Here is a 24,470-nt window from a genome sequence, read left to right on the forward strand (position 1 = left end):
CTCCACGACGATCTCCGTCGCCCCGGAGACCAGCGCGTTGTCGAACTCGGCGCCCTCCTGCTCGCGGGTGGACATGACCGCGATCACGATGGGGTCTCCCTCCGGGGGCCAGACGACGGCGATGTCGTTGCGCGAACCGTGGCTGCCGCCCCCGGTCTTGTCGCCGACCCGCCAGTCCTCGGGGACCCCGGCGCGGATCAGTTCGTCGCCGGTCGTGTTGTTGACGAGCATGTCGGTGAGCACGGTGCGCGGCTCCTCCTCCAGGACGTCCCCGAGCACGAACCTGTCCAGGCTCTCGGCCATCGCGCGCGGTGTGCTCGTGTCCCGGGTCTCCCCCGGGGGGACGAGGTTGAGCTCGGTCTCGATGCGGTCCGCCGAGATCACGTCGTCGCCGATCGCCCTCATGTCCTCCTCGAACCCGTCGGGCCCGCCCAGCTCCTCGAACAGCAGGTTGGCGGCGGTGTTGTCGCTGTAGCGCACGGCGGCGTCGGCCACCTCCAGCAGCGTCATCCCGGTGTCGACGTGCTCCTCGGTGACGGGGGAGTGGTCGACCAGGTCGTCGGCGGTGTAGGTGATGACCTCCTCCCACTCCTCGGGGGTGTTCTGCCCCAGGGCCAGGGCGGCCGTGAACGCCTTGTGGGTGGAGGCGTAGCCGAACCGCTCGTCGTCGCGGTGGACGACCTCCTCACCGGTCCCGGTGTCCACCGCGTAGACACCCAGGCGGGCGTCGAACTCCGACTCCAACCGCTCGAACTCGCCGGAGAGGTCGTCGGCCACGGTCTGGGCCCCCGACACCTCCGCCTCCGCGGCGGGCGCCGTCGCCGAACCCGAGCATGCGGTGGCCGGTACGAGCACGAGCGCGGTCAGGGCCGCGAACCCGGTGCTCCGGGCCGTGGGGAACAACATGTACGTCTCCTCCTGGTCTGGTGCGCGCTGCCCTGCGGACAGGGCGGCGCGGTTCGGCCGGGCCGCCGGAGGCGGTGCACCGCAGGGGAGGTCCCCCCGGAGCACCGCCTCCGTCCGCGGCCCTGCCCGTAGTCTGGGCCGCCCGGCCGATACCGTCCAAGACGGAAACGACCAATCCCATGCGAGAACGGCATACGTCCAGCTCGTGGCTGCTGAACGCGGCCGTGACCGGTCGCCCCGACGGGCTCAGGCGTTCTCGCCCTGACGGCGGGGACGGTCGAACAGGGCCTGCCACCGCCCGGACGGGATCTGTCCCGTCAGGGCGCCTGCACGGGAGCCGCGGCCGGAGGCGTCCCGGGCCGTGGTCGCCGAGCACGTGGGCGACTGCGGGGAGCACGGCACGAGCCGGAGCGTGGTGGAGGCCGCCTGACGGCCGGTCACCGTCTCGATGATGGCGGCGGCGTAGTGGCCGTACTTGCTCCGGTACGCGGCGTCGATCCGTGCGCGGGCCCCGGGGTCGGCGGCCGCGAACGCGACGTTCCTGCGCAGGCCCCCCGCCCGGATACTGCCCTTGCGGCGGGTGCGCGCGTTCTGGTACCAACCGGAGGCGGGGCCGCCCAGCGCGCGCACGTAGAGGTCGTCCCCCTCGCGCACCACCCAGACCTTCTGCCCGCGCCTCAGCACGCGCCTTCCTTGCGCGACCGTCAGGACGATCTCCTCGCTGGAGGAGATCAGCGTCAACTCTTCGGGAGTCCACGTCATCGGCGTTCTGTCATCTCGCTTTCCGTTCGCGGCATCGGACAGGGGGCACCGGCCGGGGGCGGGAGCCGGCGCGATGATCCGCGCACGGTCCCCGATCCCGGGAGCGGGCCTCGGGAGGCGGCGTCCGGTCGCCCGCGGGCCGGCCGCCGCACCGGGCGGAGCCCGACCACGGAGCAACCCCGGCGGGTGACCGGGGGTGCGGGGCCGTGCGACCGTCAGCCGCCCCCACCCGTTCAGACTAGGGTCCGGGGGCTTTCCGAGGGAGGCCCTGTCGCACCCACCGTCGGGCCGGCCCGACGAGGTTCTGGATCCTCGGGGGGACGGCGCCGGGCGGCGGACGCGTGTTGTCGCAGGTCGAAAATGCGTGTGCTGGTGAGTCGGGTGCTGGGATCATCGGACCTGACGACGTCAGACGACCCCGATCCGAGGAACACCCCGACATGCCGGTACCCGCCGACCCGACGCAGCTCCACCCGATGCCCGGCCAGCCGCGGGTGGTGCTGCTCAAGCCCCTGGTCACGTCCCCGCTCATCGAGGTCGGGGAGTACTCCTACTACGACGACCCCGACGACCCGACCGCGTTCGAGACGCGCAACGTGCTCTACCACTACGGGCCGGAGAAGCTGGTCATCGGCAGGTTCTGCGCGCTGGGCACCGGAACCCGGTTCATCATGAACGGCGCCAACCACCGCATGGACGGCCCCTCGACCTTCCCCTTCCCCACGATGGGCGGTTCGTGGGCGGATCACTTCGACCTCATCTCCGGGCTGCCGGGCCGGGGGGACACGGTCGTCGGCAACGACGTGTGGTTCGGCCACGGCTCCACGGTCATGCCCGGCGTACGGATCGGACACGGCGCGATCATCGCCGCCGGGGCCGTCGTCACCGCGGACGTGCCCGACTACGGCATCGTCGGCGGCAACCCCGCCCGCCTCATCCGCACCCGCTTCGGCGAGGAGGACGTCGCCCGGATGCTCGCGGTGGCCTGGTGGGACTGGCCCGCCGAACACATCACCGAGCACGTGCGGACGATCATGGCGGGCAGCGTCGACGAACTCGAAGCCGCCGCCCCGGCCGGCGGTCGGGGGTGACGGCCCGCCGGGTCCCGTCGGCGTGAAGGCCGCTGGGCCCGACGCGCCGCTGCGCAGGGCCGGTCGGTCGCGGCCGACGCCGCGAGGCGGTCCGGTCGCGGCTCCCGCCGGGGCGTGCCCGCGCGGCCTCCACGCGAGATCGATCCGCAGGCGCCGCGGGGTCCGACGAACGGCCACCGGAGCCGGCGCGCGGCAGGCCCGTACCCGGTTCCGCGCCGCCTCCTGGCGACGACGGCCTCCCCGCGGATCGCCCACCGGTGCGGCCGCACCGGGCCCCGAGACCGGCGTTTCGACCGTGTTCGCGCCACCACTACACTTCCCGGATGATCGATTCACGCCGGGTCCAGGACCTGTGGCGGGGTCTCGACGTCACGGCCCGGGACCTCCCGCTGGGACTGCTCATCCTCCTCACGTCGTTCGTCCCGGCGTTCCACAACTTCGGAACCCAGTTCGGCGGTATGCCGGACCGTCCCTTCGACCTGTTGGCCGTCGTCGCGGTCGCCCTCCAGAGCCTCCCCCTCGCCCTGCGCAGACGGCTGCCGGTCGTCTGCCTCACCTTCGTGTCCCTCGGTTTCGCCCTCGACCAGCTCCGCGGCTACCACTCACTGGCGGGCACGGCCCTGGCCATCGCGGTGCTGAGCACGGCGGCCCACCTGGAAGGGCGCCGGCGCGCCGCCGTCCTCGCCTTCTCCGCCGCGTACGTCGTCCTCTCGGCCCTCTTCCCGCTGCTCGGTGCGGGCGAGACGCTGCTCGAGTTCGTGACGTTCTACCTGGCGCTGGCCTTCATGTGGGGGATCGGGGCGTGGCTGCGCTCCACCCGGGCCATGGAGGCCGAACGCCGGCGCCGCGTCGCCGAGGACACCCGCACGGCCGAACGCACCCGCATCGCGCGCGAACTCCACGACGTCGTGACCCACCACGTCACCGCGATGGTGGTGCAGGCCGAGGCGGCCCGCTATCTGACCGCCGTGCCCGACCGCCTCGACCAGTCCCTGACCTCGGTCACCGACACCGGTCGACGCGCCATCACCGACCTGCGGCACCTGCTCGACCTGCTCAACCCCGACCACGGCACCCAGGACACGCCCCCGCCCGCCGTCAGACTCCTCCCGCTCGTGGAGCAGACGCGCCGGGCCGGGCAGCCGGTGGAGTTCACCGAGGAGGGCACCCCGGCGGAGACCAGGGGCAGCGCCGACCTCGTGGCCTTCCGGGTCGTGCAGGAAGCCCTCACCAACGCGCTCAAGTACGCCCACGGCAGCCGGACCGCGGTCCAGGTGCACCACAGCCGGAAGGAGATCGAGGTGGAGGTCAGCACGGACGGTTCCGGCTCAGCGGCCGGATCCCCCGGGGGGAGCGGGCGGGGCCTCGCCGGCCTCCGCGAACGGGTCGACGTCCTGGGCGGCGACTTCAGCGCGGGCCCGGGACCGCACGGCGGCTTCGTCGTACGGGCGCGCATCCCCGCAGGGAGCCGGTCGTGACCGCTCCGACCCGGGTCCTGGTCTGCGACGACCAGGTGCTGATCCGCACCGGACTGGTGACGATCATCGACGCCCAGCCCGACCTTGAGGTGGTGGGGGAGTGCGGGGACGGGCAGGCCGCGATCGACCTCAGCGACCGGCTGCGCCCGGACGTCGTCGTGATGGACGTGCGCATGCCGGTGCTCGACGGCATCGAGGCCACCCGCCGCCTGGCCGGCGCCGGGGTGGCACAGCCGGTCAAGGTGCTCGTCGTGACGACCTTCAACCTGGACGAGTACGTCTACGAGGCGCTGCGCGCGGGCGCGAGCGGATTCCTGCTCAAGGACGCGCCCCCGGCCCAGCTGCTGCACGGGATCCGGACGGTGTCCGCCGGCGCCGCACTGCTGGACCCCGAGGTGACCCGCCAGCTCGTGGGCAGGTACGCCTCCCGGGTCAGGCCCGCCGACGCCACCCCGAAGGACATCCCGCTGACCCCCCGCGAACTGCAGGTCCTGCGCCTCATCGCGGACGGCCTCTCCAACAAGGAGATCGCCGGAGCGCTCGTACTGAGCCAGGAGACCGTCAAGACCTTCGTGTCGCGCATCCTCACGAAGCTCTCGCTCCGGGACCGCGTCCAGGCGGTCGTCTACGCCTACCGCCAGGGTCTGGTGACCTGACACGCCACCCGGCCGCGCCACCCGGCAAGGCCACCCGGCAGGGCCGCGCGGGCGGGCGCCCCGACACCGGAGCCGCCCGCCCGCCGAAACCTTCGCGCACGCCGGAACCGGACGCCGCCACCAGGACTCTCACCGGTGCCGACACACGCTCCGCACCGTCGCCGTGACGATCCGGAGCCCGGACCGGACGGAGCGCAGCACATGCCCCCCAGCGCGGACACCCCCGCCCCGCAGCCACCGGCGGTCCCCACCGGGTTCGCCCCCCTCGCCCCCGGGGACCCGGCGGCCATCGGACCGTTCCGCCTCGTCGGCAGGGTCGGTGCGGGCGGAATGGGGGCCGTCTACGGCGCCCTGGACGCCGCCGGCCGCCACGTCGCCCTCAAGGTGGTCCACCCCCGCCACGCAGCCGACCCCGTCTTCCGGGAGCAGTTCGTCCGGGAGGCCGCACTGCTGGCCCGGGTCGACGCCCTGTGCGCCCCCGCGTTCCTCGGCGCCGAGCCCCACGCCGAACAGCCGTGGATGGCCACCGAGTTCGTGCCCGGCCGCACCCTGAGCGGGCACGTGCGCGAGCGCGGGGTCCTCACCGGCGACCAGCTGCTGTCGTTCGCCGCCGGTACCGCCGAGGCCCTGGCCGCCGTCCACGGCGCCGGGATCGTCCACCGCGACGTCAAGCCCGCCAACGTCATCCTCGCCCCGACCGGACCCACCCTCCTGGACTTCGGGATCGCCCGCGACACACAGGACACGACCGCCGAGGCGGGCGTGTTCGGCACCCCCGGATGGATCGCGCCCGAACGGTTGCGGGGCGTCTCCTCCGACCCGCGCTCCGACATGTTCGCCTGGGGAGGCCTCGTCGTGTACGCGGCCACCGGGCACGGCCCGTTCGGCACGGGCGACACCGCCACCCTGCTCGCGCGCACCCGCGGGGCCGAACCCGACCTGGAGGGGGTGCCCGACGAGCTGCGCCCGCTGGTGGCCCGCGCCCTGGACCGCGACCCGGGCGCACGTCCCGGCGCCGCCGAGGCCCTCGCCGAGACGCTCGCCCTCACCGGTACGGCGGTTCCGACCCGCGAGGCCGCCCGCGAACGGCTGGGCGCGCTGCTCGCCGCCACCTGGACGGGCTTCGAGGCCGTGCGCGGCGCGGGCCCCTGGGTGGCGGTCGCCGGATCGGTGGCGCTGCTCTCCGGCTCCTCGGCCGCCGTCGCCGGAGGCGGTGCCGCGGGCGGTGCCGCCGCCGCGACGGCGGGAACGGCCGGTTCGTCGGCGGCCTTCACGGCGTCGGCCACGGTGACCGCGGGCACCGTCGCGGGCATGGGCAAGGCCACCGCGGCCCTGGTCGCGGTCGCCACCACCGCCGCCGTGGCCACGGGCGGCTGGGTCGGCGGCCGGCTGTACGACGGGGAGCCGGTCTGGCCGTTCGGCGGGGAGGAGACCGCCACCGTGGAGGAGACAGAGCCGGAGGGGGACCGCGTCGAGTTCCGCGGCATGTCCCTCACCCTGCCCGAAGGCTGGACGTCGGAGCTCGTCGAGGACGAGTTCGGGATCTTCTCCGAGCCCGGCCCGTACACGACGGAGGAGTGGCTGGTCCTCCGGCCGGGCGGCCAGGAGGCGTGCGACGCGACCGCTTCGACCGACTGGCTCCACACGGGCTGCCGGCACATCAAGGTGTTCGGTCCCGCGGGGATCGAGTACGGCGGCGAGGGCTACAGCCCCATGACGGAGAGCGCGGCCGCCGACGGCTCGTACGGGTTCAACCCGGGCAGCAATCCGACCGCCTGCCCCGAAGGGGTGCCCACCTCCACCGTGGACCAGGCTGTTGACCGGGAGTGGGACCGGGGCACCCGCGACGCGGGCGGGGTGGAGGCGGCCTACGCGGAGGGCGCCTCGTTCTGCGTCAACCCCGTCGACGGAGACGCGTCACCGGTGCTGCAGTTCGGCCAGCGGCTCTGGCTGATGGAGGAGCAGGGGATCCTCGTCGTCGACAACTACGGGATCGGCGCGTTCGACGCCGTCCTGGCCGACGCCGCGTGGGGCCGGCCCGACGAGGCGCGGACGCAGACGCTGGAGTTCCGCGGCATGACCCTGGAGGTGCCCGCGGAGTGGCAGGCCCTCCCCGACGAGAACACCTTCACCAACGCCGACGGAGAACAGATCTTCGACGAGTGGGTCCTGGTCAACACCGACCCGGACAACCCCTGCACTCTGGAGGACCGGCTGGACTGCCCGCACGTGGAGATCGGCGGTCCCGGCCGCATCGCCACCGGACGGGGGCAGCAACCCCTCACCGAGGACGACCGGTACTACCCCGGCGGGGGAATGGAGATGTGCGAGGACGCCCTCGGAGCCAGCGGGAGCCCGCCGCAGGAGGTGCAGTCCCTCGCCCCGGTCGGCGAGCGGATGGCCTACTACCGGGTCTGGAGCATCCCCTGCCTCACCAGCATCGCCCCCGACGAACAGTCCGCCTACTACGAACAGCGCTACTGGCTGCTGCCGGAGTCGGAGATCATCGTCGTCGACAACTTCCGCACCGGCGGGCTGGCGGAGATCCTGGCCGACGCCGACCTGCCCGGGTGAGGACCCCGCGCCCAGTACGCACTCGGTCCGGTGATAGGACCTTTCCAGGCGCCTGCCCCACCGCACCGGCGACGGGACGGGCGTGCCCGGCCCGAACCCAGGAGGAACCCCCGTGACCACCACGGCACCCCGCTCAGAGGACACGACCACCCCCGGCCCCCGCCCCGCCGTGGTCGACGAGGCGTACTGGAGCGAGCGGCTCCGCGCACTCGCCGACGAGCACGGGGTGCCCGGCGCCCAACTCGGCATCCTGGCGATGGGCCGCCCCGCCGCCGAGGGGGCGCCGCAGGAGCCCGACCAGGACGCCTACGCCGCCTGCGGCGTGCTCAACACGGAGACCGGCCACCCCGTGGGCGCGGAGTCGGTCTTCCAGATCGGGTCCATCACCAAGGTGTGGGTCGCCACCGCCGTCATGCAGCTGGTCGACCAGGGGCGCCTCACCCTCGACACCCCGGTGGTCGACGTCCTGCCCGAACTGCGGCTGTCCGACCCCGGGACGACCGAGCGGCTGCGGGTGCGCCACCTCCTCACCCACACCAGCGGAATCGACGGCGACCTGTTCACCGACACCGGCCGGGGGGACGACACCCTGGAGAGGTACGTCGCCCTCCTCGCCGACGCGGCGCAGAACCACCCCCTCGGGGCGACCTTCTCCTACTGCAACTCCGGGTTCCCGCTCCTGGGCCGCATCATCGAGAAGCTCACCGGCGGCTCGTGGGACGCGGCCATGCGGGAGTCGCTGTTCGCCCCCCTCGGCCTGTCGCACACCGGCACGCTTCCGGAGGAGGCGGTGCTGCACGGCGCCGCCGTCGGACACGTGCGGGGACTACCCGACCCGGTACGCGCCCCGGTGTGGGGGCTGCCCCGGTCGATGGGACCGGCCGGGCTCATCAACTCGACCGCGAAGGACGTCCTGCGCTTCGCCCGCATGCACCTGAACGGCGGCCTCGCGGAGGACGGTACGCGCGTCCTGAGCGAGGAGGGCGTACGCGCCATGACCGAGTTCCAGGTCGCCGTACCCGACGTGCACAGCCAGGGCGACTCCTGGGGGTTGGGCTGGATCCGCTACGACTGGAACGGTCACCGGCTCGTCGGCCACGACGGCAACACCATCGGACAGTCCGCGTTCCTGCGGGTCTCGCCGGAGACCGGACTGGCGGTGGTCCTGCTCACCAACGGCGGCCACGCGCTCGACCTGTCCGAGGAGCTCTACCGCGAGATCTTCCGCGAACTCGCCGGGGTGAGGACCAGGGACAGGCTGGAGGCGCCCCGGGTACCCGCCGACGTCGACTCCGCACGCGACCTGGGCACCTACGAGCACTCCTCGCTGCGCCTGGAGGTGTTCGAGAGGGACGGGGACACCGTGCTGCGGACCACCGCCCTGGGACCCCTGGCCGAGGTGGACCCCGAGCCGGTCCAGGAGCACGTCATGGTCCCGGTGGAGCAGGGCCTCTACGTGGTGCGCCCCCGAGGAACCCGCTCGTGGATCCCGGTCACCTTCTACGACCTGCCCACGGGGGAGCGCTACGCCCACCACGGCGTCCGCGCGATCCCGCGACTGCGCGGCGCCGACACCCGGAGCGCGCACGGGGCCTGACCACCCGGACCGCCGGGGCGCCGGTGGCGGCGCCCCGGGCCGCGGCCGCGTGGGCGCGGACTCACCGTGAGCGGGGACCGGAGCCGTCCGTGGGTCGGCCCGGGACCCGGGTCCGGGCCCGCACCACCTCGTCGAGCACGCCCAGGGGCAGCGGCCCGCTGCCCAGGACCACGTCGTGGAAGGCCCTGACGTCGAACCGGTCGCCGAGGGCGGCCTCCGCCTCCGCCCGGATGCGCTGGATCTCCCACCGGCCGACCATGTAGGCCAGTGCCCGCCCCGGCGCGGCGAGGTACCCGTCGACCTCCGTCTCGATCTCCATCCGGGGAGTGGCGGTGTGCGCGACCATGAAGTCGACGGCCTGCCGACGGGACCACCCCTTGGAGTGCAGTCCGGTGTCGACGACCAGGCGGCAGGCCCGCAACGAGTCCTCGCTGAGCATGCCGAGTCTGGAGACGCCGTCGCCGTACAGGCCCATCTCGTCCGCGAGGCGCTCGGCGTAGAGGCCCCAGCCCTCGTCGAACGCGGTGACCGAGGCCAGCCTGCGCAGCAGCGGCAGGCCGGACAGCTCCTGGGCGAGGGAGAGCTGGAGGTGGTGGCCGGGGACGGCCTCGTGGAACGCGATCGCCTCGGCGCTGTACCGGTCGCGCAGGTCCGCCCGATAGGTGTTGGCGTAGTAGGTGCCCGGTCGGCTGCCGTCCGCGGCCGGCGGCATGTAGTAGGCCACCGGGGCGCCCGGCGCCTCGGCCTCCGGCACCGCCTCCACCGCGCATCCCCGTGACGGCAGTCGGCCGAACCACCGGGGCGCGGCACGCTCTGCGCGTCGGACGGCCGCCCTCGCGGCCCCGAGCAGCTCGTCGGCGTCGCGCCAGCGCATCGCCGGGTCGGTGCGCAGTCTGGCGAGGATCTCGGCCCGGTCGCCGGTGCCGAACACCCGGCCGCCGATCCGCGCGTACTCCTCGGAGAGCCCCGCCAGCGCGTCCAGCCCGGCCCGGTGCAGGTCGTCCGGGGTCCGTTCCGTGGTGGTGTGGCCCCGGACCAGGCGGGCGTAGTGGTCGGCGCCACCGGGCAGCCAGCACAGCCCGGCCCTGTCGTCGGAGCGGCCGTGCGGGACCACGTCGGCGGCGACGGCGTCGCGGTGGCGCGCCACGGCCGGATGGACGACGTCGGTGAGCAACCGGTCGCGCGCGGCTCGAAAGGCCGCGGACCCGGAGCCGGCGGCCGGTCCGGGGCGGCGCAGCGGGTCGTCCTCCGGAGCGGCGAGGTAGCGGGTGAGGTGGGCGACCGCGGCCTCCGCCGACCGCCGCACGGGGAAGCGGCCCGCGGCGACACCCGCACGCCGCCTCCCGGCGATCGCGTCGAACAGGCCCGGAAGCCCGGAGAGGCGGGCCAGGTAGCCGTCGGCGTGCTCCGCCTCGGTGATGCCGGTCATCGACAGCCGGGACAGCGTGCCCACGACCGGGTCGAAGAAGGAGTCGGTGACGGTGTACTCGACACCGCGGGCGGCGATGCGGTCCAGCTCGGCCCCGGCCTGCTGGAGGAGGACCGCCCGTGTGGTGCGGTCACCCTCGTCGAGGCCGCCCGGATCGACGGCCCCGGCCCGCGCTGCGACGGCCGCGATCCTCGCCCTCAGGGCGTGTTCACCGGCCTCGGTGTGGTCGGCCAGCCGGTCCTCGCGGTCGCGCACTCCCAGGAGCGAGGCCCTGACGGGGTCGGCGTCGAACAGGGCGTCCACGAGCTCGTCGGCGAGCTGGGCGATGGTCATGCGGATCTCCCCGGGGGTGGCGCGTGGGGGGAGGGTACCCCGGCGCGGTGGCGCAGGGACAGCGGCGGCGGGCCTCGTCCCGGGGGTGCGGGGACGGGGCCCCGGGGCGTCGTCCATGGAGGCCGGATGGGCGTGCCCGCGGGTATCCCATGCTTTCGGTACCGAATTTTTCCGTCGGCCGACCCGGGCGCCCGTTTTCCGTCGCGGGCGCGGGGGTAGTGGGCGGGCACGGCCGCCCACGGGCAGCACGGGCCCCGGGCGCCGACCGCAGGAGGCGACACCAGGGGGAGCCATGAGGGCAGTCGTGTGGAACGGTACGAGGGACGTCGACACCGTCAACGTCCCCGATCCGCGTATCGAGGACCCCGGTGACGCGGTCATCCGGGTCACCAGTTCGGGCCTGTGCGGCTCCGACCTGCACCTGTACGAGGTGCTCGGTCCCTTCATGACCCCGGGAGACGTGCTCGGACACGAACCCCTGGGAGTCGTCGAGGAGGTCGGCGCCGGTGTGACGGCCCTGGCCCCGGGCGACCGGGTCGTCATCCCCTTCCAGATCTCCTGCGGGCACTGCGCCATGTGCGGCAGCGGACTCCAGACCCAGTGTGAGAACACCAGGGACGACGACCAGGGCATGGGCGCGCGGATCTACGGCTACAGCTCGCTGTACGGCTCCGTGCCCGGTGCGCAGGCCGAGTACCTGCGGGTGCCACGGGCGGAGGCCAACGCCATCCAGGTGCCGGCCCAGGGGGACGACGACCGGTACGTGTTCCTCTCCGACGTCCTGCCGACAGCCTGGCAGGCGGTCCGCTACGCGGACGTGCCCGCGGGGGGTTCGGTGGCGGTCCTGGGGCTGGGGCCGATCGGCGACATGTGCTGCCGGGTCGCCCGCCACCTGGGGGCGGGAGACGTGTTCGGCGCGGACCCGGTGCCCGAGCGCCGCGCACGCGCCGCCGCCCGGGGGGTGGAGGTCTTCGACTCCTCCGGCGGTACCGAGGACCTGGTCGGAAAGATCCGCGAGCGCACCCGCGGCCAGGGGCCGGACGCGGTCATCGACGCCGTCGGCATGGAGGCGTCCGGGCACGGCCCGGCGAGGATCGCCCAGAAGATGGTCTCGCTCCTGCCCCGGAGCGCCGCCGCGAAGCTGATGGAGACGGCGGGCGTGGACCGGCTCTCGGCACTGCACACCGCGATCGACCTGGTCAGGCGCGGAGGGACCGTGTCCCTGATCGGTGTCTACGGGGGCATGACCGACCCGATGCCCATGCTGACGCTCTTCGACAAGCAGATCCAGCTCAGGATGGGCCAGGCCAACGTGCGCCACTGGGCGCCCGAGATCCTGCCGCTCCTGGACGACGAGGACGTGCTGGGGGTGGAGGACTTCGCCACCCACCACCTGTCCCTGGAGGACGCCCCGCGCGCCTACGAGGCGTTCCAGAAGAAGGCGGGCGGCATGGTCAAGACCGTCTTCCGGCCCTGACGGCTCCGCCCTGACGGCTCCGCCCCGACGGCTCCGCCGGTCGGGCGCACCCGACCGGCGGAGCGGCCACGGCCCGGGGCGCGCGGCCCCGGGCCGTGCCTCAGCGCCGGGTCGGGATCACTGCTCGTAGATCCGCACGTAGTCGACCACCAGCTCCTGCGGCAGCTGGGTGGTCTCGTCCGGGTAGCCCGGCCACTCGCCCCCGACCGCGACGTTGAGGATCATGAAGAACTCCTGGTCGTACACCCAGGGGTTCCCGCCCACGTCGGCCGTGGTGATGGTGTTGAACGGGACGTCGTCCACGGACCAGGTGATCGAGCCGGGAGTCCAGTCGACCGCGAAGACGTGGAAGTCGTCGGTGAAGGCCCCGCCGTCCGGGTGGTCGTAGGAGGCGCCGATCCCGCCGCCGCCCGAGTACCCGGGGCCGTGGACGGTGCCGTGCACGGTGCCCGGGATGTGCCCGACGTTCTCCATGATGTCGATCTCGCCCGAGTCGGGCCACTCGGTCTCGGGGAAGTCCGAGCCGAGCATCCAGAAGGCGGGCCACACCCCCTGGCCGGTGGGGATCTGGATGCGCGCCTCGATCCGCCCGTAGGCGTGCTCGACCTTGCCCTGGGTGGTCATGCGTGCGGAGGTGTAGGAGCCGTCCGCCTCCTGGCGTGCGGTGATCACGAGGTTGCCGTTGCCGTCGAGGGCGGAGTTGTCGCGGCTCTCGGTGTAGTTCTGCAGCTCGTTGTTGCCCCAGCCGTGGTCACCGGTCTCGTGGTTCCAGTTGGCGGCGTCGGGTGCGCTGCCCGCCGCGCCGTCGAACTCGTCGGACCAGACGAGGTCGCCGGGGGCCGAGCTCAGGTCGGCGTCGGTCTGCCCCGCGCTCGCCGCGTTCCAGTGGGGGGCGGTGAGCACCGCCGCGGCGAGTGCGGCGGAGGCCGCGACCGCGGTGGCGGCGGTGGCGGTGCGGCGGGGGTTCTTCGTCCTGGTCATACGGGCTCCGTGGGAGTCGTCGGTGCCGGGGCCGCCGCCGTGACACGCGGGGAGTAGCGGGTTCCGCACGGGTCGTGGGGCGGTCGCCCCGAGTGGGCGGGTGCCCACTGAACAAGTGTTCAGTGACTGTACGTACCCGAGCGGCTGCGGGCAAGGGGGGTTCGGGAAAAATGGGGAACGCTCCCACCTCGGCGGCGCCCTGCGGGCCGCGGGGTCCGCGGACGCCGAAGGCCCCGCGGGGCGGATGCTCCACGGGGCCGGAGGGCGGAGGGCGGGCGGGGAGTGCCCGTCGCGCAGGGGGCGGGGGTCAGCTCCCGAGGGACTCCTGGAGCAGCGGGACGACCCCTTCCAGGGCGTGGGTGACGCCCAGGGTCGAGCCGCTGGAGAAGGCGTTGGCCAGGTCCGGGTCGTCCATGATGAGCAGGCGGCCGTCCTCGGCGGACGGGATGCCCTGGAGGACCGGGTCCTCGTGCAGGAAGCGCGTGGTCTCCTCGTCGCCGATGGGGAAGACCACGGTCAGATCCGCGTCCAGGACCTCCAGCAGCTCCGGGCTCAGGTCCACGTAGAAGGCGTCCTCGGCCATCTCGGTGATCTCGGGCTTGTTCTCGAAGCCCAGCTCCTCCAGCAGGTCGACCCGAGCGTCCCCGGGGACGTAGGCGCCGTACTGGCCGTCGAAGTAGGCGCCGACCGCGATGGTCATGCCCTCGAAGTCGGGGTTGTCCTCACGGGCCTGCGCGAAGCGGCCCTCCAGCTCCTCGACGAGCTCCTCGCCCCGCGCGTCCTCGCCGAGCACCCGGGCCACCTGGCGGGTCTGCTCCTGCCAGGTGGTGCCGTAGGTCACCTCGACGCCGGGGGGCGGGCCGACCACGGGGGCGACCGGCGAGAGCAGTTCGTTGCGCTCCTGCGTGTGGTCGGAGCGGGTGTCGAGGATGACGTCGGGCTCCAGGGAGGCGATCGCCTCCAGGTTGGGCTCCATGGTGCCGAGCTGGACCGGCTCCTCGTCGAGCAGGTCGGCGGCCCAGGGGCCCACCCCCGCACCGCCGTAGCCCTGCCAGTCGGCCACGCCGACGGGCTGCACGCCCAGGGCGAGCGCCGTCTCGGCGTCGGACCAGCCGAGGGCGGCGACGTCGGTCGGCCGGTCCTCGATCTCCACGTCGCCGAACAGGGTCTCGACGGTGACGGGGAAGCCCTCGGCGGCCTCGCCCGACCCGCCCTCCTCGGCGTCGGACGCGGAACCACCGCAGGCGGCGAGCATCAGGATGGACAGAGCGCCGGCGGCGATCGCGCCGCCGCGGGTCAGCGGACCGCGGTTCATGGGGCCTCATTCAGTCAAGGAGATGAGCTTAGGCTCACCTAAGTCAGACTCATAGTGGATCAGGCGGGGCCGTTGCGCAAACCGGACATCGGGGGGTGGAAGGGTTGGCGGGCGCGGAAGCGGCCGAAAGGTCAGGGGCGGACGACACCGTCGTCCGCCCCCGACCCGCGCTGCGTGGGACGAGCCTCACGGCCGGGGCCGCGGGCCCGGGGTCAGGCGTAGGCCTCCGCGCCCGCGCGCCAGTACCCGATGAACGTGACGTCCTCCTTGGCCACGCCGCGGTCGCGCACCAGTACCCGGCGCAGGCCGGTGGGCAGCCCGTTCTCGCCGGCCACGAAGCAGTAGGGGCGGCCCCCGGGCAGCTCGGCCCCGCTCACCGTCTCCAGCGCCAGCTTGCCGGGGGTGGTGCGCGCGCCGTCGCGCGCCAGCCAGCGCACCTCCACCCCGGCGGGGGCGGAGACCTCGCGGATGTCGGCCGAGGAGGGGACCTCCAGGAACGCCAGCCCGCGAAGGTCGGCCGGAGCCTGTTCGAGGATCGACAGCAGCGCCGGAAGCGCGCTCTCGTCACCCACCAGCAGGTGCCAGTCGGCGTCCTCCGGCGGAAGGTAGTAGATGCCCTCCGCCAGCAGCCCCAGCTCGTCACCCGGGCGCGCACCCAGGGCCCACGCCGACGCGGGCCCCTCGTCCCCGTGGGCGACGAACTCGATGTCCATCTCCAGGGCCTCGGCGTCGAACCGGCGGGCGGTGTAGTTGCGGACGTGGGGGCGGCGGTCCTCGGGCATCGCGCGGAACTCGGCCACCCAGCCGTCGTCGGCGGAGGCCTGGGGGAGGTGCAGCCGGTCCTGGCCCGGCCGTGCGAAGAGGATCCTCGTGCACTGGTCCAGACCCATGAACTCGAATCCGGCCAGTTCCTCGCCGCCGACCGTCACCGTGACGAAGTTGTCGGTGGTCTGCTCGGTGCGCACCACCCTGGCCCGGACCATGCTCCGTCGAGTCGGATACCTGATGCGCAACGGAAGGCCTCTCGTTCGGGGTGCGGGGTTCGCCGGGGCGCGTCCTGGTCCGGGGCCGCGACGGGGCCCCGGCGTGCGGACGGGTTCGCCGTCACGGCGGGCAAAGGTTAGCCTAACCAAGGTCCATCGTGGTCAGGCGGCCGGGGTCGTGTTCGGCGCGGCCGGGCGGCCTGACTAGCCTGGCCAGGGCACAACACGGCAGGGGGAACAGAACATCGGATGAGTACACGACTGTACGGGGTCGCGCACCCCGAAGAGAGAGGACGCACCAGGTGAGCGCCTCCACCGGCACGGTCGGGCCCCCTGACACCGCGCCCCCCGACGCAGATCCGGCCACCCCGGCGCCGCGGACGCGCCCCCAGGGCGCCCCCGACAGCGCGCGGGCCCTGCGCCGCCGCACCCTCCGCCGCAACCGCCGCCACGTCTCCCTCGGCGTCGTCCTGCTCTCCCTGCACCAGGTCGCCGAGGCCCTCGTCCCCGTCGCCATCGGCCTGACCATCGACCTGGCCGTGGTCCCCGGGAACATCACCGCCCTGGCCTACTGCGTCGCGGGCACCGCGCTGCTCTTCACCGTCCTCGCCCTCGCCTACCGCACAGGGGCCCGCTACTCCCTGCGGGCCACCGAGAACGAGGCGCACCTGCTCAGGGTCGAGGCCGCGCGCCGCGCCCTCGACCCGCGCGGCGAGCGCAGCGGGCTGCGCGTGGGCGAGGTCCTGTCCGTGGCCACCTCCGACGCCGAACAGGCCGCCCTCTACGTGCGCGCCTGGGCGGCGGGGATCGCCGTCACGGTCGCGATCGTCGTCACCACCGTCGCCCTGCTGATGGTCGACGTCCCGCTCGGCCTCGGCGTCCTCGTCGGCGTCCCCCTCCTCATGCTGCTCCTGCGCATCCCCGCGGCCCACATCACCCGGCGCAGCGAGGCCAAACAGGCCACCGCCGCCGGGGCGACCGCCCTGGCCACCGACCTGGTCACCGGTCTGCGCGTCCTCATGGGGATCGGCGCCCGCCACAACGCCGCCCTCCGCTACCGCTCCGCGAGCGTGCGCGCGCTGGAGGCGTCGGTCGGCGCCGCCGCCAGCAACGGCGTCTACCGGGGACTGGTCACCGCCGCCAGCGCCGTGTTCCTCGCCTGCGTCGCCGGCGTGGCCGGGTGGATGGCACTGGAGGGACGCCTCACCATCGGCGAACTCGTCATCGTGATCGGCCTCGCCCAGTTCCTGGCCGAGCCCGTCCAGGGCCTGGGCATGGTCGGCCAGATCTTCGCCACCGCCCGCGCCTCCGCCGAGCGGCTGGTCCGACTGCTCAACGCGCCCGACGCCGTCACCCCCGGGGACAGGTCCCCGGGGGGCGCCGGTGAGGCAGCGCTCGTGGAACTGTCCGGCGTCTCCTACCGCACCCTGAGCGACGTGGACCTGCGCCTCGTCCCCGGCGAGTTCGTCGGCGTGCTCGCCACGGATCCCCGCGACGCCGAGGCGCTGCTGGAACTCCTCTCTGGCCGCGGCGACCCCGAGGGCACCGACGGCTCCGTCACCGTCGGCGGAGTCCCCGTCCACGACCTTGACCTGGCCGCCCTGCGCGCCACGGTCCTGGTCGAGGAGCACGGGTCCGCCCTGTTCGAGGGCACCCTGCGCTCCAACCTGGTCACCGGCGCCGACCCCGACGACGAGCGGCTGCTGGACGCCCTGCGGGCGGCCTCCGCCGAGGACCTGGTCGTCGGCCACCCCGACGGCCTGGACCGGCCCGTCTCCGACCAGGCGACCAACCTGTCCGGCGGACAGCGCCAGCGCGTGGCCCTGGCCCGCGCCCTGGCCTCCGACCCGCCCGTGCTCGTCCTGCACGACCCCACCACGGCCGTGGACGCGGTCACCGAGGAGGCCATCGCGCGGGGCGTCGCCGCGGCGAGGACCGGGCGCTCCACGGCTGGGGCGACCCTGGTCGTGGCGGCCAGCCCGGCCCTGCTGTCCCGCGCCGACCGGGTCGTGGTCCTCGTCGGGGGCCGCGTCCACCGCACCGGAACACACGCACGACTGGTCGAGGAAGACCGGCACTACGGCGAGGCGGTGCTCCGATGAGCGCGACCACATCCGCGGACACCGCGGACACGTCCCGGGCCGTCGCGGCCCCCAGGGACGCCGACCTGCTCCCCACCGCCACCGCCCGCAGGACCTGGGCCGTCCTCGGCGAGGGCGTGCGCCGCACCGGGTGGGCCACGCCCCTGGCCCTGCTCACGGTCCTCGCGGGCAGCGCCGCCGGACTGGTCGCCCCCTGGGTGCTGGGCCGGATGGTCGACGACATCTCCGCCGGAGCCGGCCTGGACTCCGTCCTGCGCTCGGCCGGGCTGATCGCCGCCGCCGCGGTGGTCGGCGGACTCCTCGTGGGACTGGGCTCGTGGCTGGTCACCCGGGTCGGCGAGATGATCCTGGCCCGGCTGCGCGAGCGCGTGATGGACCGGGTCCTGCACATGCCCGCCACCAGGCTCGAACGGGTCCGTATCGGCGACCTGCTGTCCAGGGTCGGCGACGACGTCGCCGTGGTCACCGCCAGCATCGCCCGCAACGGGCCCGACGTGGTGGTCGCCCTGGCCACGGTGCTGCTCACCACGGCGGGCATGACCGCCCTGGACTGGCGCCTGGGCCTGGCCGGGCTCTGCGCCCTGCCCGTGTACGTGACGGCCGTGCGCTGGTACCTGCCCCGCTCCGGCCCCTACTACGCACGCGAACGCGTTGCCATGGGCGAGCGCTCGCACGCGATGATGGGGGCTCTGCGCGGGCGCGGCGCCGTGCGCGCCTACCGCCTGGAGAAGGAACACGAGAGCCGCGTCGCCGACCGCTCCCGCGCGGCCAGGGACATCACCGTCGAGGTGTTCCGGCTGTTCACCAGGTTCGGGTCGCGCCTCAACGCAGCCGAGTGCGTGGGCCTGACCGCCGTCCTGATCACCGGGTTCTGGCTGGTGCGCGGCGACCTGGCCACGGTCGGCATGGTCACCGCCGCCGCCCTGTACTTCCACCGCCTGTTCGGACCGATGATGCTCCTGGTGATGAACTTCAACGAGGTCCAGTCGGCCGGGGCCAGCCTGGCCAGGCTGGCAGGTGTCGTCGACCTCCCGCAGGACCGCGACCCGGGTGCCGAGGAGGGGCCCGCGGGATCCACCCTGCGGATCGAGGACGTCACCCACTCCTACGGGACCGGGGCGCCGCCCGCCCTGGAGGACGTGACCCTGGACGTCGCTGCCGGGGAGCGGGTCGCCCTGGTCGGGGCCAGCGGTGCGGGCAAGACTACGCTGGCCGCCCTGGTGAGCGGGCTCCGCACACCCAGCCGGGGGACCGTCTACCTGGGTGGCGTCCCCCTCGACGAGCTCGGGGAGCGCCGGGTGCGCGAGCACGTGTACCTGGTCAGCCAGGAGAGCCACGTGTTCGCCGGGACGCTCATGGAGGACCTGCGGCTGGCCCGCGCCGAGGCCACCGCGGCCGACGCCGAGGAGTCCCTGGCGGCCGTCGGCGCCCTGGAGTGGGTGCGGGCCCTGCCCCAGGGGCTGGACACGGTCGTCGGCGAGGGCGGCCACGCGCTGACCGCCGAACAGGCCCAGCACCTGGCGCTGGCCCGCCTGGTCCTGGCGGACCCGGACGTCGCCGTCCTGGACGAGGCCACGGCCGAGGCGGGCAGCTCCGGCGCCCGCCGCCTGGAGCGGGCCGCCGCCGCTGCCACCGCAGGGCGCACCACCCTCGTCGTGGCGCACAGGCTCACCCAGGCCGAGACCGCGGACCGGGTGGTGGTGATGGACCAGGGCCGGATCGTCGAACAGGGGCCGCACGCGGAACTGGTCGCCGCCGGAGGCCGCTACGCCGCGCTCTGGAGCAGTTGGCAGGGCACGCCGGTCCCGGACGGTGGGGTGCCCGCGCCGTAGCGCGGACGAGGACGGGCCGGACACCGCAGCCGCGGTGTCCGGCCCGTCCGGCGTCGGGGCCCACACGGTTCCCCGGGGCCCGGCGCCCCTCCTGCGCCGCCGAGACGGCAGCGTCACACCACTCCCATGCGCCGTCGAGCCGGCCCGCGAACGTGTCCATGCCGCCAGGCTTCCACGCCCGGAGCCGCGAGCCGGCAGAGGGCCGCCCACCGGCCGTACCTGCCGCTGACACCTGTTCCTCCGGCTGTCCTGCCTCGCACTCGCGCTTCGCCGTCCTGTCCCGCGTGGACGTGCTCCTGGCCGGGACCGGCCACGGCAAGGCCGAGCGGTCTCCTCACGTGAGGGCCTTCCCCGTGTCTAAGCTTCCCCTCGTGCGGGCCGGGGTCGCGGGGGAGGGGACGACCGGTCAGTCCATGGCCGACGTGCCGTGGCGCCAGTAGCCGACGAACGCGATGTCGGACTTGGGGACGCCGCGCTCGCGGACCAGCACCCGCCGCAGGCCGGTGGGCAGGGCGTTCTCACCGGCGACGAAGCAGAAGGGGCGGCCCTCCGGGAACGCGGCGGCGCGCACGGTGTCCAGGGCGAGCTTGCCGGGGAGGGCGTGCGGGTCGGTACGGGGCAGCCAGTGCACGTCCACGCCGGGCAGGTCGGGCAGCGGCCGGACGTCGTCGGGCGAGGGCACCTCCAGGTAGACCTGGGCCCTCAGGTCGTCGGGGGCCTGCTCCAGGATCGAGACCAGGGCGGGCACGGCGCTCTCGTCGCCCACCAGGAGCTGCCAGTCGGTCCCCTCGGAGGGTACGTAGTACACGCCGTCGGCGAGTAGTCCCGCCTCGTCGCCGGGCGCCGCGGTGGCGGCCCAGGCGGAGGCCGGTCCGGCGTCGCCGTGGTCCACGAACTCCAGGTCGAGTTCGAGCGCCTCCGGGGCGAAGCGGCGGACGGAGTAGCTGCGCACGTGCGGTTTGCGGTCGTCCGGCATGGCGTACAGCTGCTCCACCCAGCGCTTGTCCGCGTCGGCGGGCATGTGCAGCCGTTCCTGTCCCTCCCGGGGGAGGAAGAGGCGCACGAACTGGTCGCGTCCGAGGAAGTCGAATCCCTCCAGCTCACCGCCGCCGAGGGTCACCGTGACGAAGTGCTTGCTGACGCGGGTGGTGCGCACCACGCGGGTGCGGATCATCGCGCGGTGGCGCGGGTGTTCGATGCGCACGGTGCCTCTTCCTCCTCAGTGGTACATACGGGCGAAAAACCCTCGGCGTTAGGTTAGCCTCACCAACTGCCCGGCGTCGAAGCGGTGTCCGGCCGGATCCTTCGGATCGCGGATTCCTTCGTCTGCACCTGTTGACGCGAAGAGTGTCGCAAGTCACCATTGTTGCCAGCGTGTAACTGCAAACGTTTGCAGTATCTGGGCCACGTGTCGCCCGGTGGAGTACGGCCCCCGCTCAATTCCCGACGCTCCGCCGGCTGAGAGGAACCCCCATGTCAACCCCGAAGAGAACCCTGGCGGCGGCCGGAGGCCTCGCCCTCGCCGCGTCCGTGCTCGTCGCCCCGTCCCCCGCGGCAGCCGCGGACCCGTTCGCCGACGCCCCCGTCGGCTACGCCTCGATGAACGGAGGCACCGACGGCGGGTACGGCGGCAGCACCGTCCACGAGTACGTGCTGAGCGAGTACGCGAGCTGGAGCACCGAGAGCACCCCCGGGCAGGCGCTGTACGAGCTCCTCAACGACCACCAGGACAACGAGGGGGACGGCCTGGTCGTCCACGTCGACGTCACCGTCACCCCCGACCAGGTCGACGAGAGCAAGATCGACGTCAAGGACGTCTCCAACGTCTCCATCCTCGGCGTCGGGGACTCCGGCGAGTTCGACGGCATCGGCTTCAAGCTCAGCCGCTCGCACAACGTCGTCTTCCGCAACCTGGCGATCCACCACGTCTCCCAGGGTGAGGGCGACGCCCTGGAGGTCGCCTCGGAGAGCTCCAACGTCTGGATCGACCACAACGAGTTCTACAGCGAGCTGGACGGTGTCGACAAGGACCACTACGACGGCCTCGTCGACATCAAGCACGGCTCGGAGTACGTGACCGTCTCCTGGAACACGTTCACGGACCACTGGAAGACGTCGCTGGTCGGGCACAACGACTCGGCAAGCAGCGCGCCCGACTTCATCACCTACCACCACAACCTCTTCAGCAACCTCAACACCCGCGTGCCGCTGGTCCGCCACGCCGACGTGCACATGCTCAACAACGTGTTCGAGGACATCGGCGGCTCGGCGGTCAACGCCCGCATGGGCGCCCGGATCCTGGTCGAGGGCAACTCCTTCGACAACGTCGGCTCCGGTGAGGAGGACGGGACCACGGGACAGGTCGAGGGCCCCGTGGGCTGGTGGTACGGCAGCAGCGAGACCGGCTACTGGAACCTCGTGGACAACGCGTTCACGGACTCGCCCAGCGACCACCTGGAGTCGACCACCGACTTCACCGTCCCCTACCCCTACGACGCCGAGACCCCCGCCCAGGCGAGGGAGTCCGTCGCGGCCCACGCCGGCACGGGCGTCGTCGACGTCACCCCGTAGGCGGTCGCACCGCCCGTGAGCCGAGGGGCGCGTCGGTCCCCGGGCGCCCGGGGACGGGCCACTCGACAGGATCTCGCAGGGACCGTGCGGCCCGACCCCGTCCGCGGCGCCGCCGCGATGGGCTCCGCTGCCCCCGCCGCACCTCCACGGTGCGGCGGGGGCTTGTGCAATCGGTTGTAGGAAGTGCTCCCAGCAAGGTGCCGGGTCGGCGGGGCTGGGTGCGCCGGTGGCACGGCGGCCGTCCGGGCCCGGGGGGCCCGCACCTCCGCCACCGCCCCCGTCGGAGAGGGACGCTCCTGTCGTGGGGGAGCCGCGCCGCCCGCGGGAGGGCGTCGGCGCTGTCCCCGGGCGGACCCCTCGTCACACCCGTATGATCTACGTCGTAAAGGTGCAGGTTCGGCGAACTCACACCGGGGATACGCCGGAGCCGGGACCCGCCCACGGGTCACCCCGTCTCGGCCACCCGCAGGGTCAGGGACCCGAGACGGTCGAACTCGGCGGTGAACTCGTCCCCGGCCGCCAGCGCGATCGGCGTGTGCAGGGCGCCGGTGAGGACCAGCTGGCCCGGCTCGAGGCCCCTCCCGGACTCACCCAGGGCATTGGCCAGCCAGGCGAGGACGGCCAGCGGGTCGCCGAGCGCCGCCGCGCCGACCCCGGTGTCGACGACCTCGCCGTTGCGGCTCAGGACCATGCCGAGCAGGCGGGGGTCGAACCCCTCCAGGGGCAGCGCCGTCTCCGAGACGGCGATGGCCCCCGTGGACGCCAGGTCGGAGACGGTGTCGGCGATCCGGATCCGCCAGTCCTCGATGCGGGAGTCCACGATCTCCACCCCCGCCCTGACCTCCGACACCGCCTCCCGGGCCTGCTCGACGGTCACGCCGGGCCCTCTCAGGGGGGAGCCGATCCGCAGGACGATCTCCGCCTCGATCTTCGGCTGGATGAACCGGTCCAGCGGCAGGGTGTCGCCGTCCCGGTAGACGGCCGAGGCCAGGAGGGGGCCGTGGTCGGGGGAGTCGATGCCCAGCAGCGCACGGGCCGGGGCGGAGGTCAGGCCGACCTTGTGGCCGATGACCTCGTCGCCGTCGGCCAGCAGCAGTTCCAGCAGCTCCTTCTGCGTCGCGTACCCGTCCGCCGCTCCGAGCGAGGGATCGGCGTCGGTGAACGGGGGGACGGGCTTGCGCGTCCGGCGGGCCTCGTAGAGGGCGCGGGCGCGTTCGTGTGCCTGGGACATGGCTGACCTCGGACTCTCGGGGGCGGCGGGCGCGGGCTCTGAGGGCCGTTCCCGCCCGTGCGGGTTCTCGTCTGCGCCGACACCGTAGCGCCATCCGGCGCGTCCCGGAACGGCGGCCACCGCGTGCGACCGGGCGCCCCCGAACCGTGTCCCCGGGGAGCGGCCGGGCGGGGGGAGGACCTGTCCGTGACCACAGGGCCGGTCGTCACGCCCTCGCGGCCGAACCGGCGACGGCGGGACCGGGCCCCGGTTCAGGGACGGGGCGTAGCACACCGGTCGTCCCTGGGAGGGGGTTTGCTTCGATTGGCCGGGTCGGGACGGTCTGGTTACCGAGAGTGCATATGGGGCTACGTTCATCCCGGCGGTGGCCGTCCGACGGCGCGATGCCTTCGTCCCGGCCGGACACCGCCACCGGCAGTACACCTCTCACGGGAAAGGACCCCATGGCCAACGAGATCAGGTTCGGTGACCGGATCCACCTGCTGAACGGATACAACGCCTGGCAGGGCGGCTACCTCGACACCATCAACCACCGCCCGGCCCCCGCCAAGTACGGGGTGCAGACCGCGGAGACCCCCGCCCGCGCCACGGGCACCGGCACCTGGGAGATCCTCTCGGCCGAGGGCAAGGCCTCCGGGGCCAACGTCCTCAGCGGTGACGTCGTCTACCTGCGCAACCTCTTCGGCGGCGACGGCGGTTACCTCGACACCAACGGCCACGCCACCGGCCCCCAGAAGTCCGCCGGCGGAAAGTACGATGTGTCGACCTCCCAGGGCAGGGACCGCGCCGAGGGCACCGGGCGGTGGCGGATCTTCGCCCAGACGTCCGCCCCCGCCGACCAGTACGTGCGCACCGGCGACGTGCTCCTGCTGTGGAACCTCTACGGCGGCAACGGCGGCTTCCTGGAGACCAACCAGCACTCCACCGAAGGCGACAAGCTCGACGTGTGCACCAACGCCTACTTCAACCGCGCGGCGGACGTCGCCTACTGGAAGGCGTCGCGGGCCTGAGCACGGGGGTGTGCCGCTGCTCCCGCGCGGGCGGCACACCCCGGGTCGACGCGGCGGTCGGGCGGGGCGCGGGCAGGGCGCCGTGCACCGACGCCGCACACGCACCGCCCCTGGCACCGCCCTCGGCATCGGCCTGCCGGGG

18 protein-coding genes are annotated in these 24,470 nt (G+C 73.7%); 10 read left to right on the plus strand and 8 right to left on the minus strand.

Annotation, left to right across the window (positions count from 1 at the left end; all coding sequences use genetic code 11):
• On the minus strand, window positions 1-906 hold a 906-nt coding region (gene bla, locus Q8791_RS22445), incomplete at its 3' end, for a class A beta-lactamase (protein WP_330093748.1).
• A gap of 246 nt (window positions 907-1,152) precedes the next feature.
• Complete coding sequence (locus Q8791_RS22450) at window positions 1,153-1,668, minus strand: DUF2255 family protein (protein WP_330093749.1); 516 nt, start codon at window positions 1,666-1,668, stop codon at window positions 1,153-1,155.
• Window positions 1,669-2,108: 440 nt separating this feature from the next.
• On the opposite strand from Q8791_RS22450, the gene Q8791_RS22455 reads away from it, so the two are divergent.
• The 5 genes from Q8791_RS22455 (at window position 2,109) to Q8791_RS22475 (ending at window position 9,064) form a co-directional block, all read left to right on the plus strand.
• Window positions 2,109-2,759, plus strand: coding sequence for a CatB-related O-acetyltransferase (locus Q8791_RS22455; protein WP_330093750.1), 651 nt, complete (start codon window positions 2,109-2,111; stop codon window positions 2,757-2,759).
• A gap of 323 nt (window positions 2,760-3,082) precedes the next feature.
• On the plus strand, window positions 3,083-4,237 hold the full coding sequence (locus tag Q8791_RS22460) for a sensor histidine kinase (RefSeq protein ID WP_330093751.1): 1,155 nt from the start codon (window positions 3,083-3,085) through the stop codon (window positions 4,235-4,237).
• On the plus strand, window positions 4,234-4,893 hold the full coding sequence (locus Q8791_RS22465; protein ID WP_330093752.1) for a response regulator transcription factor: 660 nt from the start codon (window positions 4,234-4,236) through the stop codon (window positions 4,891-4,893). Before Q8791_RS22460 ends, Q8791_RS22465 begins: the two co-directional genes overlap by 4 nt.
• Before the next feature lie 201 nt (window positions 4,894-5,094).
• On the plus strand, window positions 5,095-7,467 hold the full coding sequence (locus Q8791_RS22470) for a serine/threonine-protein kinase (RefSeq protein ID WP_330093753.1): 2,373 nt from the start codon (window positions 5,095-5,097) through the stop codon (window positions 7,465-7,467).
• A 112-nt stretch (window positions 7,468-7,579) separates the two neighbouring features.
• Window positions 7,580-9,064, plus strand: a complete 1,485-nt coding sequence (locus Q8791_RS22475) for a serine hydrolase domain-containing protein (RefSeq protein ID WP_330093754.1) — start codon at window positions 7,580-7,582, stop codon at window positions 9,062-9,064.
• A 61-nt stretch (window positions 9,065-9,125) separates the two neighbouring features.
• Here Q8791_RS22475 and Q8791_RS22480 read toward each other — a convergent pair whose 3' ends face one another.
• A complete protein-coding gene (locus Q8791_RS22480; protein WP_330093755.1) occupies window positions 9,126-10,826 on the minus strand; it encodes a DUF885 domain-containing protein in 1,701 nt (566 codons plus the stop codon).
• Window positions 10,827-11,118: 292 nt separating this feature from the next.
• Here Q8791_RS22480 and Q8791_RS22485 point away from each other — a divergent pair, with 292 nt between their 5' ends.
• On the plus strand, window positions 11,119-12,303 hold the full coding sequence (locus Q8791_RS22485; RefSeq protein ID WP_330093756.1) for an alcohol dehydrogenase catalytic domain-containing protein: 1,185 nt from the start codon (window positions 11,119-11,121) through the stop codon (window positions 12,301-12,303).
• A gap of 117 nt (window positions 12,304-12,420) precedes the next feature.
• Here Q8791_RS22485 and Q8791_RS22490 read toward each other — a convergent pair whose 3' ends face one another.
• From Q8791_RS22490 to Q8791_RS22500, 3 genes are all read right to left on the minus strand, one after another.
• The gene (locus Q8791_RS22490; RefSeq protein WP_330093757.1) at window positions 12,421-13,284 is read right to left on the minus strand and encodes a glycoside hydrolase family 16 protein; all 864 of its coding nucleotides are present in this window, start codon (window positions 13,282-13,284) and stop codon (window positions 12,421-12,423) included.
• A 307-nt stretch (window positions 13,285-13,591) separates the two neighbouring features.
• Window positions 13,592-14,599 carry an ABC transporter substrate-binding protein gene (locus tag Q8791_RS22495; RefSeq protein ID WP_330093758.1) on the minus strand — a complete coding sequence of 336 codons (1,008 nt, stop codon included), beginning with the start codon at window positions 14,597-14,599 and terminating at the stop codon, window positions 13,592-13,594.
• Between the two features lie 212 nt (window positions 14,600-14,811).
• Window positions 14,812-15,582 carry a siderophore-interacting protein gene (locus Q8791_RS22500; RefSeq protein ID WP_330093759.1) on the minus strand — a complete coding sequence of 257 codons (771 nt, stop codon included), beginning with the start codon at window positions 15,580-15,582 and terminating at the stop codon, window positions 14,812-14,814.
• Between the two features lie 416 nt (window positions 15,583-15,998).
• On the opposite strand from Q8791_RS22500, the gene Q8791_RS22505 reads away from it, so the two are divergent.
• On the plus strand, window positions 15,999-17,684 hold the full coding sequence (locus Q8791_RS22505; protein WP_330093837.1) for an ABC transporter ATP-binding protein: 1,686 nt from the start codon (window positions 15,999-16,001) through the stop codon (window positions 17,682-17,684).
• Complete coding sequence (locus Q8791_RS22510) at window positions 17,681-19,516, plus strand: ABC transporter ATP-binding protein (protein ID WP_330093760.1); 1,836 nt, start codon at window positions 17,681-17,683, stop codon at window positions 19,514-19,516. The genes Q8791_RS22505 and Q8791_RS22510 overlap by 4 nt, the downstream gene beginning before the upstream one ends.
• 406 nt (window positions 19,517-19,922) lie before the next feature.
• Here the strand turns inward: Q8791_RS22510 and Q8791_RS22515 are convergent, their stop codons facing one another.
• Window positions 19,923-20,720: a siderophore-interacting protein gene (locus Q8791_RS22515; protein ID WP_330093761.1), complete on the minus strand. Its 798-nt coding sequence runs from the start codon at window positions 20,718-20,720 to the stop codon at window positions 19,923-19,925.
• Window positions 20,721-20,989: 269 nt separating this feature from the next.
• On the opposite strand from Q8791_RS22515, the gene Q8791_RS22520 reads away from it, so the two are divergent.
• Window positions 20,990-22,087, plus strand: coding sequence for a pectate lyase family protein (locus tag Q8791_RS22520; protein WP_330093762.1), 1,098 nt, complete (start codon window positions 20,990-20,992; stop codon window positions 22,085-22,087).
• A 445-nt stretch (window positions 22,088-22,532) separates the two neighbouring features.
• On the opposite strand, the gene Q8791_RS22525 is transcribed toward Q8791_RS22520, so the two are convergent.
• Window positions 22,533-23,318, minus strand: a complete 786-nt coding sequence (locus tag Q8791_RS22525; protein ID WP_330093763.1) for a 2-keto-4-pentenoate hydratase — start codon at window positions 23,316-23,318, stop codon at window positions 22,533-22,535.
• Window positions 23,319-23,761: 443 nt separating this feature from the next.
• Here Q8791_RS22525 and Q8791_RS22530 point away from each other — a divergent pair, with 443 nt between their 5' ends.
• The gene (locus Q8791_RS22530) at window positions 23,762-24,328 is read left to right on the plus strand and encodes a hypothetical protein (protein WP_330093764.1); all 567 of its coding nucleotides are present in this window, start codon (window positions 23,762-23,764) and stop codon (window positions 24,326-24,328) included.
• The last annotated feature ends 142 nt before the right edge of the window (window positions 24,329-24,470 follow it).

Origin of the sequence: Nocardiopsis codii (genome assembly GCF_036327455.1) — a bacterium.
In the GTDB taxonomy this organism is placed as follows: Bacteria; Actinomycetota; Actinomycetes; order Streptosporangiales; family Streptosporangiaceae; genus Nocardiopsis; species Nocardiopsis codii.